The sequence below is a fragment of the Rhodococcus sp. AC861 genome (genome assembly GCF_979256035.1).
In genome coordinates this window covers 585603-602708 of the sequence record NZ_CEEDMW010000002.1, presented here as the reverse complement: position 1 = coordinate 602708, position 17106 = coordinate 585603, and the positions used below count along the sequence as shown (strand labels likewise).

At 68.0% G+C, this 17106-nt stretch carries 17 protein-coding genes; 11 read left to right on the top strand and 6 right to left on the bottom strand.

Features of this window, described 5'->3' with window-relative positions:
* Position 1 precedes the first annotated feature (1 nt).
* From AC0IX4_RS08240 to AC0IX4_RS08200, 9 genes are all read left to right on the top strand, one after another.
* A complete protein-coding gene (locus AC0IX4_RS08240) occupies positions 2-1069 on the top strand; it encodes an MSMEG_0568 family radical SAM protein (RefSeq protein WP_471828659.1) in 1068 nt (355 codons plus the stop codon).
* 1 nt (position 1070) lies between these two features.
* Positions 1071-2468: an MSMEG_0567/sll0787 family protein gene (locus tag AC0IX4_RS08235; RefSeq protein ID WP_471828658.1), complete on the top strand. Its 1398-nt coding sequence runs from the start codon at positions 1071-1073 to the stop codon at positions 2466-2468.
* Complete coding sequence (locus AC0IX4_RS08230; protein ID WP_471828657.1) at positions 2465-3373, top strand: carbon-nitrogen hydrolase family protein; 909 nt, start codon at positions 2465-2467, stop codon at positions 3371-3373. Before AC0IX4_RS08235 ends, AC0IX4_RS08230 begins: the two co-directional genes overlap by 4 nt.
* Positions 3366-3650, top strand: a complete 285-nt coding sequence (locus AC0IX4_RS08225; RefSeq protein ID WP_056074091.1) for an MSMEG_0570 family nitrogen starvation response protein — start codon at positions 3366-3368, stop codon at positions 3648-3650. Before AC0IX4_RS08230 ends, AC0IX4_RS08225 begins: the two co-directional genes overlap by 8 nt.
* Positions 3647-4894 carry an MSMEG_0569 family flavin-dependent oxidoreductase gene (locus tag AC0IX4_RS08220; RefSeq protein ID WP_471828656.1) on the top strand — a complete coding sequence of 416 codons (1248 nt, stop codon included), beginning with the start codon at positions 3647-3649 and terminating at the stop codon, positions 4892-4894. Before AC0IX4_RS08225 ends, AC0IX4_RS08220 begins: the two co-directional genes overlap by 4 nt.
* An 8-nt stretch (positions 4895-4902) precedes the next feature.
* Positions 4903-5754, top strand: coding sequence for a carbon-nitrogen hydrolase family protein (locus AC0IX4_RS08215; protein ID WP_471828655.1), 852 nt, complete (start codon positions 4903-4905; stop codon positions 5752-5754).
* Positions 5736-6821 carry an MSMEG_0565 family glycosyltransferase gene (locus AC0IX4_RS08210; protein WP_471828654.1) on the top strand — a complete coding sequence of 362 codons (1086 nt, stop codon included), beginning with the start codon at positions 5736-5738 and terminating at the stop codon, positions 6819-6821. Before AC0IX4_RS08215 ends, AC0IX4_RS08210 begins: the two co-directional genes overlap by 19 nt.
* 291 nt (positions 6822-7112) lie before the next feature.
* Entirely contained in the window at positions 7113-8528 is a 1416-nt protein-coding gene (locus AC0IX4_RS08205) for a sugar porter family MFS transporter (RefSeq protein ID WP_471828653.1), read from the top strand.
* A gap of 33 nt (positions 8529-8561) precedes the next feature.
* Positions 8562-8918: a universal stress protein gene (locus AC0IX4_RS08200; RefSeq protein WP_042576247.1), complete on the top strand. Its 357-nt coding sequence runs from the start codon at positions 8562-8564 to the stop codon at positions 8916-8918.
* Between the two features lie 23 nt (positions 8919-8941).
* On the opposite strand, the gene AC0IX4_RS08195 is transcribed toward AC0IX4_RS08200, so the two are convergent.
* Together AC0IX4_RS08195 and AC0IX4_RS08190 are read right to left on the bottom strand one after the other, a co-directional pair.
* Positions 8942-9547, bottom strand: coding sequence for a lipocalin family protein (locus tag AC0IX4_RS08195; RefSeq protein ID WP_471828652.1), 606 nt, complete (start codon positions 9545-9547; stop codon positions 8942-8944).
* On the bottom strand, positions 9544-11622 hold the full coding sequence (locus AC0IX4_RS08190) for an MMPL family transporter (RefSeq protein WP_471828815.1): 2079 nt from the start codon (positions 11620-11622) through the stop codon (positions 9544-9546). Before AC0IX4_RS08190 ends, AC0IX4_RS08195 begins: the two co-directional genes overlap by 4 nt.
* 207 nt (positions 11623-11829) lie before the next feature.
* Here AC0IX4_RS08190 and AC0IX4_RS08185 point away from each other — a divergent pair, with 207 nt between their 5' ends.
* On the top strand, positions 11830-12261 hold the full coding sequence (locus tag AC0IX4_RS08185; protein WP_042576370.1) for a MarR family winged helix-turn-helix transcriptional regulator: 432 nt from the start codon (positions 11830-11832) through the stop codon (positions 12259-12261).
* A gap of 859 nt (positions 12262-13120) precedes the next feature.
* A complete protein-coding gene (locus AC0IX4_RS08180) occupies positions 13121-13255 on the top strand; it encodes a hypothetical protein (RefSeq protein WP_471828651.1) in 135 nt (44 codons plus the stop codon).
* A 26-nt stretch (positions 13256-13281) separates the two neighbouring features.
* Here AC0IX4_RS08180 and AC0IX4_RS08175 read toward each other — a convergent pair whose 3' ends face one another.
* Genes AC0IX4_RS08175 through AC0IX4_RS08160 form a run of 4 tightly spaced genes read right to left on the bottom strand, consistent with a single transcriptional unit; the run spans position 13282 to position 17106 of the window.
* Positions 13282-13716 carry a VOC family protein gene (locus tag AC0IX4_RS08175; protein ID WP_471828650.1) on the bottom strand — a complete coding sequence of 145 codons (435 nt, stop codon included), beginning with the start codon at positions 13714-13716 and terminating at the stop codon, positions 13282-13284.
* A complete protein-coding gene (gene thrC / locus AC0IX4_RS08170) occupies positions 13716-15161 on the bottom strand; it encodes a threonine synthase (protein ID WP_056074084.1) in 1446 nt (481 codons plus the stop codon). The genes AC0IX4_RS08175 and thrC overlap by 1 nt, the downstream gene beginning before the upstream one ends.
* Positions 15162-15194: 33 nt before the next feature.
* Positions 15195-16298: a threonine aldolase family protein gene (locus AC0IX4_RS08165; protein WP_471828649.1), complete on the bottom strand. Its 1104-nt coding sequence runs from the start codon at positions 16296-16298 to the stop codon at positions 15195-15197.
* A 4-nt stretch (positions 16299-16302) separates the two neighbouring features.
* Positions 16303-17106, bottom strand: a complete 804-nt coding sequence (locus AC0IX4_RS08160; RefSeq protein ID WP_471828648.1) for a DNA-formamidopyrimidine glycosylase family protein — start codon at positions 17104-17106, stop codon at positions 16303-16305.

Genomic DNA, 17106 nt, shown 5'->3' with positions numbered 1-17106 from the left:
GATGTCCGTCACCCAGACCAGGAACCACCGCGTGGACCTCGCTCTTCTCGGTATCCGCGGCACTCCGCCCGTGCGGCGCACGGCCGGCGCGGGACCCAGCGACGACGGTCATGTCAGCATCGACGGCCTGGGCGCCGCACTGCCGCGGAACCCGTCGAGTCCGTACGTCCTGGACGGCGACCGGGTCCTGTTCGACGGCGACGACATCGGACTCGACATCGCCGCCATCGCCCGGCCGGCTTTCTACGACCTGACGACCGACGAGGGCGTCCCCTACGAGAAGCTGGCCAAACTGCACGGCAAGGGCGTCCTGGCGACGACGGTGGTGCAGACCTGCATCCGCTACGACGAGTCCCAGCGGTGCCGGTTCTGCTCCATCGAGGAATCGCTGCGCAGCGGCGCCACGGTGGCCGTCAAGAAGCCGGCCGATCTCGCCGCCGTCGCCGAGGCCGCGGTGCGGCTCGACGGCGTCACGCAGATGGTCATGACGACGGGCACCTCCGCCGGCACCGACCGTGGAGCGTTGCATCTGGCGCGCTGCGTCCGAGCCGTCAAGGCGCGGGTCCCGGAGTTACCGATCCAGGTGCAGTGCGAACCTCCCGGTGACCTCGCCACCATCACGGAGTTGTACGACGCGGGTGCGCGGTCCATCGGTATCCACGTCGAGTCGCTCGACGAGGACGTCCGCCGGGAGTGGATGCCCGGCAAGGCGTCGGTACCGCTGGACGACTACCGCGCAGCATGGGTCGAGGCCGTCCGCGTCTTCGGCCGCAACCAGGTGTCGACGTACCTGCTCGTCGGCCTCGGTGAAGATCCGGACGAGCTGGTGGCGGGGGCCGCCGAGCTGATCGAGATGGGCGTCTATCCCTTCGTCGTCCCGTTCCGTCCGCATCCCGGCACGCTGGCAGTCGACGTCGACGGTGCCCGCGCACCCTCGTCGGATCTGCTCACGGACGTCAGTACGAGGGTCGCCGAGACGCTTGCCGACGCCGGAATGCTGGGCACCGATCAGAAGGCCGGATGCGCGGCGTGCGGTGCCTGCAGTGTGCTGCAGCCGATGGGGGGCTGACATGGCGTCCGAGCTGTCCATCCTGACGGGTGAACCGTCGACTGTCCTCGCACCCTTCCTGGTGCGGCCGGCGGAGTCGAACGCCGACCTGGGTGCCTACCGGCAACTCCGGCGTGAGTCGTTCGTCGTCGACCAGGGGCTGTTCGAGGGTTCCGATCGCGACGAGGTCGACGACGATCCGCGGGCGACCGTGCTGGTCGCGACAGCCCCGGACGGCACGGTGCTGGGCGGTGTCCGGGTGGCGCCGTGCACGGACGTCGACCTGGGGTGGTGGGCGGGTAGTCGTCTGGTGGTCGCGCGCGGAAGCCGCGGTCGGACAGTAGGTCCCGCGCTGGTGCGAGCGGCCTGCGCGTACGTCGAGACCCTCGGCGTCCTGCGTTTCGACGCGACGGTGCAGTCGCAGTACGTGCCGATGTTCACCGAGCTCGGCTGGGAATCCGTGGGCGCCGCGTGGATCGCCGACACGCCGCACGAGTCGATGCGGTGGCCCCTGCATACCGTGCAGCGACTGGTCGACTCCACCAAATCGATGCTCGCCCGCGTCCTCGCCCCGCTGGCGACGGGCCCACTGGGGCTGGGCGCCAGTGGTTTCCGAGGTGACGACGGCGTGCCGGTCCCCGGATCCGACATCGTCGCCGCGTGCGACGCCATCGTCCCGTCGATGGTCGAGCGCGATCCCGAATGGGCCGGGTGGTGCGCGGCACTGGTCAATCTGAACGATCTGTCGGCGATGGGCGCGACACCGGTCGGGATGCTCGACGCGGTCGGCGCCCCGACGACCTCTCTCCTGACGCGTGTGATTCGTGGATTGGCGCGTGCAGGGGACGCGTGGGGCGTGCCGGTCCTCGGTGGACACACCCAGGTGGGCGTTCCTGCGTCACTGTCCGTGACGGCTCTCGGCAGAACGACCCGCCCCGTGCCTGCAGGGGGTGGCAGCGTGGGCGACGACCTGCGACTGACCGCCGATCTGGGCGGCGGTTGGCGCGCCGGATATCAGGGCGCGCAGTGGGATTCGTCGTCGACGAGGTCGCGGGACGAACTGGTGGCGATGGGGTCGTTCGTGGCCCGCGCGGCTCCGCGAGCGGCCAAGGACGTCAGTATGGCCGGCTTCGCCGGCACGACCGGGATGATGGCCGAAGCGTCGGGGACGGGTGCGGAGATCGACGTCGCCCGGATACCTCGCCCTGCCGGCGAAGATCTCGGCCGGTGGATCACGTGTTTTCCAGGGTTCGCGATGATCACCGCGGACCGGCCGGGACGCCGCGTCCCGGCCGCAGGACCGGCAACGTCGGCTGTGTGCGGCCGACTCACCAGGACGCCGGGCGTCACCTTGCGGTGGCCCGACGGCGTCGTCACCTCTGCGGTGTCCGCCGCAGTCACAGGATTGGGACGAGCATGAGCGAGATCGTGATATCGGTTGCGTCGGAACGGTTCGGCCGCGATATGGCCGAGTCCTACGCGACGATCGAGAGGAACATCGTCGAGGCACGACGACGCGGCAGTTCACTGCTTGTCCTGCCGGAAGCCTGCCTGGGTGGCTACCTTCCCAGCCTGGGCGGGGGTGAGGAGACGGAGGAGAAGCGGCAGCGACGGTTGCAGAACCTTCCGCCGGCTCTGGAACTCGACGGCCCGGAGATCGCCAGGGTCGCCGCGATGGCCGGAGACATGGTGGTGACGTTCGGCTTCTGCGAGGCGGACGGACCGGTGCGGTACAACGCCGCGGTGACCGTCCACGGCGACGGTGTGCTGGGCTCCTACCGCAAGGTGCATCAGCCACTGGGCGAAAATCTCTGCTACTCAGCAGGTTCGGAGTACCGGGCGTTCGACACGCCGGTCGGCCGGATGGGGATGCAGATCTGCTACGACAAGGCCTTCCCCGAGGCCGCGCGGGAGATCGCTCTCGACGGCGCGGAGATCATCACCTCCCTGTCCGCATGGCCGACGTCGCGGACGGGTCGGGCTCCCGACATGGCGCAGGACAGGTGGAAGCTCCGTTTCGACATCTACGACCAGGCGCGTGCGCTCGAGAACCAGGTGGTCTGGGTCGCCGCGAACCAGGCGGGCTCGTTCGGCTCGCTCGACTTCGTCTGCAGCGCCAAGATCGTCGGGCCGGGCGGGGAGATCCTGGCGGGGACGGGCATCGAGCCCGGCCTGGCCACGGCCACGCTCGACGTCCAGCGCGCGATCGCCGCAGCTCGTGGAGGCGGCATGTACAACCTCAGGGATCGTCGACCGTCGATCTACGGGACCATCACCGACGAGGACAGCATGTCCCGCGTGGATCGGGTGATGAGCCGTGCCTGAGATGACGTTCACCGTGCTCTGGCCCAACGGGCTTCGACAGCAGTGCTATTCACCGTCGTTGGTCGTTCGCGACCACCTGACGGTGGGCGACCGTTACGAGATCGTCGACTTCGTCCAGCGCAGCAGGACGGCGCTGACGGAAGCGAGCGATCGGGTGATGGCCAAGTTCGGCTTCGCGTGCACCTCGGCCGCGGCCACGCTACGGGAGATCGAGACCACCGCAGCAGCATTCGACTCGGGCACGGTCCGAGTTCTCGACCTGGGAGGCCCGCGATGAGCGAACATCACAGCGCGATCGTCATCGGTGCGGGGCAGGCCGGGCTGTCGATGAGCTGGCACCTGACTCGCCGCGGCATCGACCACGTCGTCCTGGAGCGGGACACCGTCGCGCACGAATGGCTCGACGGCCGCTGGGACAACTTCACGTTGGTGACGCCGAACTGGCAGTGCGTGCTGCCGGGCTACGAGTACGACGGTGACGATCCAGACGGGTTCATGACCCGGGATCTGGTGTACGACTTCGTGCGTCGGTACGCGGAGTCCTTCGATGCGCCGGTACGCGAGCACGTCACCGTCCTGAACGTCCAGCAGCGCCCCCGGGGCGGGTATTCGGTCTCCACCTCGTCAGGTGCGATGACGGCGGATCAGGTCGTGGTAGCCGTCGGTGGGTACCACATCCCGTCGATACCTCGACTCGCCGAACGCATTCCGCCGTCGATCACGCAGATCCACTCGTCGGCGTACCGGAGCGCGAGCGCACTGCCTGCCGGCGGAGTCCTGGTGGTCGGCACCGGGCAGTCCGGGGCACAGATCGCCGAAGACCTCCACCTCGAGGGCCGCCAGGTGCACCTCGTCGCCGGATCCGCTCCGCGGGTGGCACGGTTCTACCGAGGGCGCGACTGTGTCGCGTGGCTGCAGGACATGGGGGTGTACGACGTCTCCATCTCCGCCCATGCCGGTGGTCTGTCGAAGCGGGAGAGCACGAACCACTACGTCACGGGCCGTGACGGTGGACGCGACATCGACCTGCGGGCGTTCGCGGTGGACGGCATGCGGCTCTACGGCCGTCTCACCGACGTCGACCAGGACGGGCGGCTGCACTTCGCGCAGACCCTCGAACAGTCGCTCGACGCTGCCGATGCCGTGTCCGAGGGCATCAAGAACGACATCGACGCGTACATCGCCAGGGCGGGTCTGGATGCTCCCGTCGAGGAGCGGTACACGCCGGTGTGGCGGCCGGAGGTCGAACCCACGGAACTCGACCTCGCGGCCGAGGGAGTCACGTCCATCGTGTGGGCCGTCGGTTTCCGACGCGACTACCGGTGGCTGAAGGTGGGTGTGTTCGACGGTGAGGGTCACCCGGCCCACACACGCGGGGTGACCGCGGCTCCGGGCCTGTACTTCCTCGGCCTGCCCTGGCAGAACACCTGGGGCTCCGGACGTTTCGCGGCGGTGGCGCGCGATGCCGAATACCTGGGCGAGCAGGTGGCGGCCGGCGCACGCGTGCCGGCGCGAGTCTGAGTGCACCGGTGGCCCCCATCCGAGCAGCGGCGCTCGCAGGTCATTTCGGCAGGGACGTCGAGCGGTCTCTGGAGAAGATCCTGGGCATCATCGGTCATGCGCACGATCGCAAGATCGACCTCCTGGTGCTTCCCGACGCGTGTCTCGGTGGGTACATCGGCGATCTGAACAACCCGGACCTGGACGAGTTGCCGCCCGCTCTGGACGAGGACGGTCCGGAACTGTCCGGCATCGCGGCCGCGGCGCGCTCGATGACCGTGTGCGTCGGCTACACCGAGCGGGCCGGAGATCAGCGGTACAACGCTGCGGTGTGCCTTACCGGTGACGGCGTGTTGGGGAGTCACCGCAAGGTGCACCAGCCTGCAGGGGAGTCCCTGGCATATTCGGCGGGAAACGGCTTCTCGGCGTTCGACACACCGGTGGGGCGGATGGGTATGCTGATCGACTACGACAAGACGTTCCCCGAGTCGGCGCGCACGTTGGCGCTGGACGGCGCGCGTATCGTCGCGGCCCTGTCGGCGTGGCCGGCGAGTGTGACCGATCGAGCGTCGAAGTTGGCCAACGACAGGCAGTCTCGTCTGTTCGACCTCTACGACGCAGCACGTGCCGCGGAGAACCAGGTCGTGCTGCTGTCCTCGAACCACACGGGGGTGATGGGCTCGTTGCGCTTCCTCGGGCAGGCGAAAGTGGTGGGCCCCGGCGGCGACGTGCTCTGCCGGACCCGGGACAAGGGCGGGCTGGCGTGTTGCGACATCGATGTCGATGCCGAGGTGGATCGCGCGCGGAGGGTGTTGCGCCATCTCCACGAGCGGCGCCCGGACGCGTATCACCGGGAGGTCTCGTGCGCATCGCACTCCTGACCTACTCGACGAAGCCGCGCGGCGGAGTGGTGCACACCGTCGAACTGGCCGAAGCCCTCTCGCGGGCCGGAGCCGAGGTCACCGTGTGGTCTCTGGCTCGCGGCGGAGACGAGGGTTTCTTCCGCACCGTCGACCCGTCGGTCCGGGTGCGGTTGGTTCCGTTCCCCCCGCGTGACGACGAGTCGGTGGGCGAGCGCATCCTCCGCTCGATCCGGGTGATGCGCGAGGCGTTCGACCCGGCCGACGCCGACATCGTGCACGCGCAGGACTGCATCACGGCCAACGCTGTCGGACGGTGCATCCGCACGATCCACCACCTCGAGAACTTCACGACACCCGAGCTGGCGGCGTGTCACGAGCGCGCGATCGTCGAGCCCTACGCCCACATCTGCGTCTCGCGGGCCGTGGCCGACGAGGTCCGGGCCGGCTGGGGTTTCGAGCCGACGGTCATCCCGAACGGGGTGGACCACGTGAGGTTCGCGTCGGCGCGCGGCGACGACTGGCGTGCGCGCCTGGGCAGGTACGTCCTGGCCGTCGGCGGCATCGAGCCGCGGAAGGGCAGCATCGACCTGCTCGACGCCTATGCCGTTCTGCAGCAACGCCATCCCGACGTCCGACTGGTCTTCGCCGGCGGTGAGACGCTGTTCGACTACCGCGGATACCGGGCAGAGTTCGATGCGCGTGCGGGCCTGGCAGCGGCGGCCCCCGTCGTGATGGGGACCGTCGACAACGATGTGCTCCCGTCCCTCGTCGCCGGGGCGTCGGCGTTCGCGTTCCTGTCCACGAAGGAGGGCTTCGGCCTCGCCGCGATGGAGGCTCTCGCCGCGTCCGTCCCCGTGGTGGTGCGCGACCTCCCGGTGTTCCGGGAAGTGTTCGGCGACGCGGTGCGGTACGGAGGCGACGCCGAGGAGACGGCCGAGGCGCTCGAGGATGCGATGGGCTCCAGCGATCGGGCAGCGGCTGGACGTGCGCTCGCCGCCGCAGCGGACTGGGACGACGCGGCAGCCCGGCATCTGGAGTTCTACGAACGCATGTCCCCGGCGTTGGGGCACTCCGCCGACGCGTGACCCTCGACGGTGGCGTCGTAGAAGAGTTGGACGAACGACGACGGCGCTGCACGCCTCTTCTCGGGTCTGTCGTGCTCGCGATCGTCGGGTGATGTCGACATGAATGGTCCCCTCCGAACACTCTCATCTACTGAATAGTTGAACAACTGAGAGAGTACCCGCTGCGGCGATTGCATGCAGAGGGGATTTTGATGTGACCCACTTCTCATTGGCGCCGAAGTATGTTAAGACATACAGACATGGATTGAGAGCCTCGCAGGGCTGGAGGCCACACGCCGACGATGGGATGTCATGTCTTCGCAAGTCACCGGTACGGGAAGTTCGCTCCCGGCCGACTCTCCCGGCCCGCATTCACGACGACTCGGGGTCATCGCCGTCGTGGCGACCTTCGGTGGTCTGCTCTTCGGCTACGACACCGGCGTCATCAACGGCGCGCTGGAGCCGCTGAAGGAGGACCTGTCCCTGACGTCGTTCACCGAGGGCTTCGTCGTCAGCATCCTGATCTTCGGAGCGGCGATCGGCGCCCTGGTCGGAGGCCGGCTGTCGGACAAGTACGGGCGTCGCCACAACATTTTGATGCTGGCGGGCGTCTTCGTCCTCGGCACGCTCGGATGTGTTCTCGCGCCGTCGTGGGAAGTACTCGCGGTGTTCCGCTTCGTCCTCGGCCTGGCCGTCGGTGGCGCATCCGCGACAGTGCCGGTGTACCTCTCGGAGGTCTCACCGTTCGAGCGCCGCGGCTCACTGGTCACCCGTAACGAGGTCATGATCGTCAGTGGCCAGTTCGCCGCTTTCGTCATCAACGCCCTGATCTTCAACATCTGGGGCGACCACGAGTCCGTCTGGCGGTACATGCTTCTGGTCGCGGTGCTACCGGCCTTCGCTCTCTTCTTCGGGATGCTGCGCATGCCCGAAAGTCCGCGCTGGTTGGTCTCGCAGGGCAGGGACGACGACGCGTTGGCCGTGCTGAAGCAGGTGCGCTCACCGGAACGCGCCGAGGCCGAGATGGCAGAAGTCCACGCGCTCGCCGAGGAGGAGAAGCTCTCCCAGACCGGCGGAGCGGCCGATCTGTCCGTGCGCTGGATCAGACGGTTGATCTTCATCGGGGTCGGACTGGGTGTCTTCCAGCAGTTCACCGGCATCAACTCCGTGATGTACTACGGCACCCAGCTGCTCGGTGATGCCGGGTTCTCCAGCAGCGCAGCAATTCTCGCGAACACCCTCAACGGTCTGTTCAGTGTTCTCGGCATCACCGTCGGACTGTTCATCATGAACAGGGTGAACCGTCGCACGATGCTGATCGCGGGGTTCTCGCTGACGACGTTCTTCCATCTGCTGGTCGGGCTGTCGGCCCTTCTGCTTCCCGACGGCACCGCGAAGGCCTACTTCATCCTCGTCTTCGTCGTTCTCTTCGTCTTCTGCATGCAGGGGACCATCGGGCCGCTGGTGTGGCTGATGCTCGCGGAGATCTTCCCGTTGAAGATCCGCAGCTTCGCCATCGGTGTCTGTGTGTTCATGCTCTGGATCGCCAATGCTGCGGTCGCACTGGCATTCCCACCGGTGGTGGAGGCGCTGGGCATCGCGCCGACGTTCTTCATCTTCGTCGGACTCGGCATTCTGGCCCTGGTCTTCATCGTCACCCAGGTGCCCGAGACCCGCGGCCAGAGTCTGGAACACTTGGAAGCTCGCTTCCGCCGCGAATACTCCTGACACGACCGACACACGAAAGGTAGGTGACACGTCATGGCAGTGCTGGTAGCAGTGACCGACAGCGACGAGGGGCGTCACGCTCTGCGGGAGGGCGTGCGTGAAGCACGCATGCTGGACACCGACGTGATCGCGGTGAACCTGACTCTCGGAGCGCTCGACACCGGCGACCTCGACGACGACGTGCCGGTGCGCGTGATCGAGCGCGCCGGGCGCGAGGACCGCGATCCGGTGGTGGCGGTCATCGACGAGATCGATGCGCACCCGCAGGTGACGCGCCTGGTGATCGGTATCAAGAAGCGCAGTCGCGTCGGAAAAGCATTGCTGGGCAGCGTCAGTCAGCGACTGCTGATGACGTCACCGGTCCCGGTTCTCACCGTTCGGCCCGACTGAGCCGAACGGCGAGCGGGGATCGATCAGACCGTGCAGAGCGGGCGGATCTCGTTGCTGCCCTCGGTGGTCGGGGACGTCAGCAGCAGGCACGCGTTGTAGCCGCGGCTCTCGACGACGCTGCGGATCTGCTTCCACTGATCGGTGCTCACCTGCGGCGAGCGCGACAGGACGAAGCCCGACGTGCGGAACGGGTCGCCCACCAGTGCCCACGAGTAGTCGTCGGCGATGTAGGTGACGATGTAGTTGGTCGGGCCCTCGGGGTTGTCCTGGGTGGGAACGCCGGGGAAGCTCACGTGCAGCTGCGCCTGCGTGACCGGATCGTTCACCCGGGCGTTGCCGATGATCTCGTTGGCTCCGCCGTCCCAGCGAGTGCAGTTGTTCTGCACGCGCACGTTACTGGGGTCGAGCAGCTGGTAGTTGGCCCTGGTGTCCTTGGCGCAGTTGAGGTTGAACGGCTGCGGCACGGCAGCGATCTGCCACCAGTCACCCGTGTAGCTCTGGACGTCGAGCTGCTGGATCGGCTGCAGAGGTTCGAACAACGGCTGCGCGGAGGCCGCGCTGCCTCCGGCCAGAACCGCGCCGGTGACGAGCGCTCCGGCGACAGCCGTGCGGATGATGCTTCGGATCATGGGGTGACTCCTTCTCGAGTGGTGCTGTGACTGTCTTCGGAGTGGGGGTCCAGTGTGGTCGGCCACCAGATGCGAGGGCCGACGAGAGTGAAGAGCGCGGGGATCACGACAGTGCGCACGACGAACGTGTCCAGCAGGATGCCGAGACCGACCACGATGCCCAGCTGGGTGAGCAGGATCAGCGGCAGCACGCCCAGGACGGCGAACACGGCGGCGAGCACGATGCCGGCGCTGGTGATGACAGCACCGGTCGACGCGACCGCGCGGACGATCCCCGTTCGGGTGCCGTGAGTGGGTGTCTCCTCACGAGCCCTGGTCACCAGGAAGATCGTGTAGTCGACGCCCAGTGCGACCAGGAACAGGAAGCCGAACAGCGGGACGTTGTCACCGAGGGCGGGGAACCCGAAGACGTGTTGGCTGACCCAGCTTCCGACGCCCAGGGCAGCGAGGGTGCTGAGCACCGTCGTCGCGACGAGGACGATCGGCGCCAGCAGAGACCGCAGCAGTGCGATCAGCACCAGCAGGACCACCAGCAGAATCACGGGAATGATGACCAGGCGATCGCGTGCCGCGGCGTCGGACGTGTCCAGCGCCTGCGCGTCGCTGCCGCCCACCACGGCGTCGGCTCCCGGGATCTCTCCGACCGTCGCCCGCACGTTCCGGACCGCGTCGAACGCGCCGTCGGACGACGGTTCTGCGCCCAGAACCACCGACAATTCCGTGAGTCCGGTCTCGGAGGTGGCGGTCTGCGTCACCGACACCACACCGTCGGTGCCCCGCACCGCGGACTCGACCTGCTGCGCGGAATCGGTGTTCGCGACGACGATCGTCGGATCCGATTGCCCGGCCGGGAAGTGGTCGGCCAGAGTGTCGATGCCGTCGACGGATTCGGCGGTGACGCGGAACTGCTCGGTCTGTGACAGCCCGACGTTCGTGCCGATCAGCCCGAGGATGCAGACGGCCAGTGCGACCACGGAGACGACGGCCGCGCGGCCGGGCCGACGGCCGACGGCGTTGGCCACTCGGAAGAATACGCCCTTCTCGGTCGGCTCCGGATCGCCGACGCGAGGAACGAACGGCCAGAACAGCTTCCGGCCACACAGTGACAGCAGTGGAGGCAACACGAAGAGGACGAAGACGGCAGCGACGACGAGACCGGCGGCGGCCAGTCCGCCGAGGCTGCGCGTACTGGGCAGGGTGCCCAGAAGGAGAGTGAGCAGTGCCAGGACGACCGTCGCGTTGCTGGCCACGATGGCGGGGCCGGCCCGTCGGACGGCGTGCCGTAGCGCGACCCGGTGGTCGGCCTCACGGCGCAGTTCCTCGCGGTAGCGGGAGATGAGCAGGAGCGCGTAGTTGGTTCCCGCGCCGAACACCAGGACGCTCGTGATGCCGGAGGTACTGCCGTCGAAGGACAGCCCCGTCAGCTCCGAGACCGCGGTGCCGACCGCCCCGGCCACGCGGTCACCGAAGCCCACGACGAGGAGAGGCACGAGCCACAGCACCGGTGATCGATAGGTGGCGATGAGCAGCAGCGCGACGACCAGGGCCGTGACAGTCAGCAGGACGAAGTTCGCGCCGGAGAAGGAGTCGGCGATGTCGGCGGCGAAGGCGGGTCCGCCGGTGACCTGGAGTGTCAGTTCCGCGGGCAGGCCGTCGGTGGCTGCGGACCGGAGATCGGTGACCAACTCGGCCAAGCCGGCGCCGTTCGATTCCGTCGACACCTGGACGGGCGCGATGGCTGCTTCGCCGTCGGGTGCGGGGATGACGGGGGCGTCCTGCACCGACGGATCGACGCCTCTGTCGACGGCGTTCATCCGCTCCCGCGCGGCTGCGACGTCCGCCAGGTCCTGCTCGGACAGCGCGCCACCGTCGGTACGGGTCGCCACGAGAATGACCGGTGACAGGTCGGCGTCGGGGAAGTCCTGCAGGAGTGCGTCGACCTGTGCTGACTCGGCATCCGCCGGCAGGGAGGTGGGCGAACTCTCGGCGGCGGAATTGCTGCCGATCGCGCCCATGAACCCGCCCGATGCGAGCACGACGAGGAGGGCGACGATCCAGGATCGGCGTCCGGACACCAGTCCGGCGATGCGGTCCCACACGGAGTTCTCGTTCACGCCCGCCAGTGTCTCAGTCTGTTGATCATTAAGCAACTGAAGTAATATGGACGGCAGTGTGGCGAGTACGCTGACGCCGGGGTTCGCGAAGGAGCATGAGTGTCGGAGCAGGATCGGTCGGACGGCGATGCCGCACGGCGCGAACTCGAATCGCTGATCGCCGCCGACATGCGCGCCATGACCGCCGAGTCGGATCAGCTGGGACGAGTCTTCGGAGCTCGGCACCACCTCAACGCGAACGACTTCCGGGCTCTGCTGCACATCATGGTCTCCGACGTCGGCGGACGCCCCGTCTCTCCCGGTGAACTGGGCTCACTGCTCGGACTGTCGTCCGCGGCGATGACCTACCTCGTCGAACGCATGATCGTGTCCGGCCACATCCGCCGCGAACCCGACGTCCGTGACCGTAGACGCGTCATTCTCCGCTACGACGAGCCCGGAATGGACGTCGCTCGACAGTTCTTCGGTCCGCTGGGGCAGCACGTCTCACAGTCTCTCGCGGACCTCCCGGACGACGACCTGGCCGCGGCGCACCGCGTCTTCGGTGCGCTCACCGATGCGATGCAGACGTATCACCGGGAGATCAAAAGCGCCGAATGATGCTCGGCAACCGCACAGTTTCCGATCGGGCTCGACGGGTAGCCGAGCCGGATGCCCGCCGTCAGAGTTGCCACCGATCGTGGCTTCGCCGCGACCGTCGCCGACTCGATCGTCACCGGTCTCGACGGATCGACCACGCGCGACGGAGACCTGCTCACCGTCGACCGGGTCACCGTCCCCCTGCCTCCGGTGCAGAGCGGAAGCCCTGATCTCGACACATGGTCGTCCCTGCTCGGTGACACCGGAGGGAGCGAGGACACCGTGACCGTGTGTGTCTCCGAGATACCGCGGCGCGTGCGCTCGCGCCCCGTCCTCGCCGAGATCGTCGGTTCGTCGATGGTGGTGATCTACGTCCCGTCGTTCGGCACCCACCGGGTCGCGCGACGTGCGCGCGCCGTCACGCTGGCCGCTCTGGAAGCGCTGCGCGACACCACCGGTGTCGACCGACCCGATCCCGCCACCGGTCCGGCGCACTGGTCCACCGTGTCCGGCCACGACGCCCTGGTGGCGCCCGCCCTGCTGGGGCATGCGCGGGTGGTCGCGGGCATGATCCGCACCAACCGCCCGTGGAGGCTGGTACCGACGCTATCGGGCGCGCTCGCCGCGGCGACTGCGACGTCCGCATTCGGCCTCTTCTACTCGAGCATCAGGCAGATGGCGGCGTCGATGTCGATCGTGCGCCTGACCGCGGTGTCCGCCACTGCTCTGCTCGCCGTCACAGCGTGGCTCATCTTCCCGAACAGTCTGTGGGAGAAGCGCACTCGGCGCGAGCGAGGGATCGACCGCACGATGTACAACCTCGCCACCCTCGGTACGGTCGTCGCCGGAGTCGTCACCATGTACGCGGTCGCTGGGCACCGTGGCGGGTGCCGTCGGCAGCACCGTGGCCGACCAGGAGCAGATTCTCTGCGCGACGTTCGGACACCGCGAGTTCTTGCGTCGACGCGCGGCGGCCGGCCGATTGGACGACACGCGGGACCACGCCGACTCGTGATCACCGAATTACGCTCGGAGAGTTGGCTAGTCGACCAACTTCTGGGCGAACATGACGATGATGTCGCTGGGACCGCGCAGGTAGGTCAGCTTGTACACGCCCTCGTAGTTCGCGACACCGCGCAGCGGAAAGCACCCGTGCCGGGCGGCGATCGCGAGCGCCTCGTCGATGTCGTCCACGGCGAAGGCGACCCGGTGCATGCCGACCTGATACGGGAGCGTCGGTTCCGTCTCGATCATCGTGGGATGGCGGTTCTGGAACAGCTCGATGCGGCCGGTCCCGTCCGGAGTCTCGAGCATCGCGATGTCCGCATGATTGCCGTCGACTCCCACGGCGGTATCGGCCCACTCACCGCTGACGGTGTCGCGGCCCAGCAGGGTCAGTCCGAGGTCGGTGAAGAACGCGACGGCCGCGTCGAGATCGCGGACGGCGATCCCGACGTTCTCCAGACGGATCGGCATCAGCGCGCGGTGTGCTCGACGATGACGGCCTTGACGCGTTCGACGTCCGCGGGGACGACGTCGAAACGTTGCGGGAGATCCTCGATGCCGTCGAATGCCGCCGGTCGTTCGGGTTCCTCACCGAGAGCTTCGCGGACGATGTCCGCGAACTTCGCCGGCAGTGCGGTCTCCAGCACGATCATCGGGATGCCCTCCCGAAGATTGCGGCGGGCCACGACGACGCCGTCGGCCGTGTGCGGGTCGATGGTCACCCCGTAGCGGTCCTTCACGTCGCGGATCGTCGCGACGCGATCGGCGTGCGTACTGCGCCCGGAGACGAAGCCGAACTCGGCGATCCGATCGAACTCCGCGGTGCCGGAGAAGTCGAAGCCGCCGTCGGTGTCGAGCGCGCGGAACAGCTCGCCGAGCCGGGCCGCGTCCTGATCGACCAGGTCGTAGAGGAAGCGCTCGAAGTTCGACGCCTTGGAGATGTCCATGCTCGGGCTCGAGGTGTGGTGCGTCTCGGCGGGCGACCGCGGGCGGTAGACGCCGGTGCGGAAGAACTCGTCGAGGACGTCGTTCTCGTTCGTCGCGACGACCAGCTGATCGATGGGAAGGCCCATGCATCGTGCGATGTGTCCGGCGCAGACGTTGCCGAAGTTGCCCGACGGGACCGAGAACGACACCTTCTGTCCGGGTCCGTCGGTGGCGAGCAGCCACCCGTGCACGTAGTAGACGACCTGCGCGACGACGCGAGCCCAGTTGATGGAGTTGACGGTGCCGATCGCGTGGTGTGCCTTGAACTCGGCATCCTTGGACACCGCCTTGACGATGTCCTGGCAGTCGTCGAAGTTCCCCTCGACGGCCAGGTTGACGATGTTGTCGTCCTGCAGGCTGAACATCTGGGCGCGCTGGAAGCTGCTCATCCGTCCGTGCGGACTCAACATGACGACGCGGATACGGTTCTTGCCCCGCATCGCGTGTTCGGCGGCGCTACCGGTGTCCCCGGAGGTGGCGCCCAGGATGTTCAGCTCGTTGCCGCTCGCGGCGAGGGTGTACTCGAAGAGATTGCCGATGAGCTGCATGGCCATGTCCTTGAAGGCCAGCGTGGGCCCGTTGGACAGTCCGAGCAGCTTCAGCGGTGCACCGTCCTCGTCTCCGAGAGTGCGCAGCGGGGTGATCAGCGAGACGTCGTCACCCTCGCGGCCGTTGCAGTACACCTCGGCGGTGTACGTGCGGCGCGTGATGTCGTGGAGATCGTCGGCCGGGATGTCGTCCGCGAACTTCGAGAGGACCGCGAACGCGAGGTCGGCGTAGGACAGCCCGCGCCACGACTCGAGCTCGTCGGCGGTCAGCTGCGGGTACTCCGACGGCAGGTAGAGGCCCCCGTCGGGCGCGAGACCTCCGAGGAGGATGTCCGAGAAGTGCTGGGGCAGGTTGTGACCCCGCGTCGACTGATACTGCATCACGTGACTCTCTTCGTCCGGGTGGAGGCGCGGTCAACCTTGCCATATCGCTGAATCGGCACGCGCCAGCTCCGTGCGGATCGCCTCGACGAACCTCTCGACGTCGGCCTCGTTGGTGTCGAAGGAACACATCCAGCGGACCTCGCCGCGGGAGGCGTCCCAGTCGTAGAACCGGAAGCGCTCGCGGAGGCGGTCCGCCACACCGGCCGGCAGGGTGGCGAAGACGGCATTCGCCTGTGTCGGTTGGCTGAACCCGAGGCCCGGTGCGTCGCCCGCGTCGACGAGTGCCTCGAGGGACGAGCGCAGACGGGCGGCCATCGAGTTGGCGTGCGACGCCGAGCGGAACCACAACCCGCGGTCCTCACCCGGCTCGAGCAGAGCGATGAGCTGAGCGGCACCGAACCGCATCTTCGACGCCAGCTGCATATCGAGCTTGCGCAGGTACGTGATCCCCTCGGACGCCGACGGGTCGAGCACCACGATGGCCTCGCCGAAGATGAGGCCGTTCTTGGTGCCGCCGAAGGACAGGACATCGACACCCACATCCGTGGTGATGGCGCGGAGCGGAACGTCGAGCGCCGCGGCCGCGTTCGCGATGCGAGCTCCGTCGACGTGCAGTCGCATGCCGTATCCGTGAGCGTGGTCCGCGACGGCCCTGATCTCGTCCGGCGTGTAGACGGTGCCCAGTTCGGTGGACTGCGTGATCGACACGACCAGCGGCTGCGCGCGGTGCTCGTCGCCCCAGCCGTACGCCTCGCGGTCGATCAGCTCCGGGGTCAGCTTCCCGTCGGGTGAGTCGACCGTCAGCAGCTTGATGCCGCCGACTCGCTCGGGTGCCCCGCCCTCGTCGCCGTTGATGTGGGCGGTCGACGCGCAGACGACGGCGCCCCAGCGGGGGAGCATCGACTGCAGTCCGACGACGTTGGCGCCGGTGCCGTTGAAGACCGGGAAGACGGCGATGTCCGGACCGAAATGCTCGACGAAGACCTCGTCCAGACGCCTGCTGTAGTCGTCTCCGCCGTACGCGACCTGGTGACCGCCGTTCGCGGCGGCGAGAGCGTCGAGGACTTCGGGGTGCACGCCCGCGTAGTTATCGGACGCGAACCCGCGGACGGTGCTGTCATGCAGAGAGATCACCGAGTCATTCTCGCTCCGGCCCGGGTTGGCAGTGCGGGCACCACCACGTACGGCGTCGCTCCGGGTCGCCGGGCACCTCGGCGACGACGCGGATGGTCGTGCCGCATCGGAGGCACGGTTTGCCGGCTCGGCCGGCCACCCAGTGCTGTCGACCGGGCCGCGTGTCCCCGGTGGTCACCTGCATGGCCCGCGGAGTGGAGACGGAGTGCCGCATCGCTTTCCGGGTCAAGGCCACCAATCTGTCGGCGTCGACCTCGGTCGCCGGGACCCACGGGCCGAGACCGCGGAGAAAGCACAGTTCGTTCGCCCACAGGTTCCCGGGTCCCGCCATCACGCGCTGATCGAGCAGCACGGCGACGACCGGGCGCGGATCGCGTCGGACGTTGGCCGCCGCGAGTGCGGCATCGAAGTCGTCGTGCAGCGGGTCGGGCCCGAGGTAGGCGAGCCCGGCGTCGGCGTCGGCCGTGGTGGAGAAGTCCACGACCGGCAACATCAGGCCGTACGCCGTCGGGCCGTCCCTGACGGCGAGCCGGACACGGACGTCGGGATCGAGTCGACGGGGAAGGCGACGGCCGGGCCGGGTGATCGTCCACGACCCGGTCATCTTCAGATGCGTGTGCAGGGTGAGATCGCCGTCGATGTCCGTCAGCAGGTGTTTCCCGTGCGTGCGGTGGCGGAGGACGATGCGACCGGCGAGATCCTCGGTGGCGTGTGCGGGGACGTTCAGCCGCCCCTCGAGAAGGACCTTGCCGTCGAGTGCCGCGCGCAACCGTGCCGCGAGTGCGAAGACGGTGTCACCCTCGGGCAC

Excerpts from the sequence above, each read along its gene's own strand:
- AC0IX4_RS08240 (WP_471828659.1), top strand. The coding sequence starts at position 2 with ATGTCCGTCACCCAGACCAGGAACCACCGCGTGGACCTCGCTCTTCTC.
- AC0IX4_RS08235 (WP_471828658.1), top strand. The coding sequence starts at position 1,071 with ATGGCGTCCGAGCTGTCCATCCTGACGGGTGAACCGTCGACTGTCCTC.
- AC0IX4_RS08230 (WP_471828657.1), top strand. The coding sequence starts at position 2,465 with ATGAGCGAGATCGTGATATCGGTTGCGTCGGAACGGTTCGGCCGCGAT.
- AC0IX4_RS08220 (WP_471828656.1), top strand. The coding sequence starts at position 3,647 with ATGAGCGAACATCACAGCGCGATCGTCATCGGTGCGGGGCAGGCCGGG.
- AC0IX4_RS08205 (WP_471828653.1), top strand. The coding sequence starts at position 7,113 with ATGTCTTCGCAAGTCACCGGTACGGGAAGTTCGCTCCCGGCCGACTCT.
- AC0IX4_RS08200 (WP_042576247.1), top strand. The coding sequence starts at position 8,562 with ATGGCAGTGCTGGTAGCAGTGACCGACAGCGACGAGGGGCGTCACGCT.
- AC0IX4_RS08195 (WP_471828652.1), bottom strand. The coding sequence starts at position 9,547 with ATGATCCGAAGCATCATCCGCACGGCTGTCGCCGGAGCGCTCGTCACC.
- AC0IX4_RS08185 (WP_042576370.1), top strand. The coding sequence starts at position 11,830 with ATGCGCGCCATGACCGCCGAGTCGGATCAGCTGGGACGAGTCTTCGGA.
- AC0IX4_RS08175 (WP_471828650.1), bottom strand. The coding sequence starts at position 13,716 with ATGCCGATCCGTCTGGAGAACGTCGGGATCGCCGTCCGCGATCTCGAC.
- thrC (WP_056074084.1), bottom strand. The coding sequence starts at position 15,161 with ATGCAGTATCAGTCGACGCGGGGTCACAACCTGCCCCAGCACTTCTCG.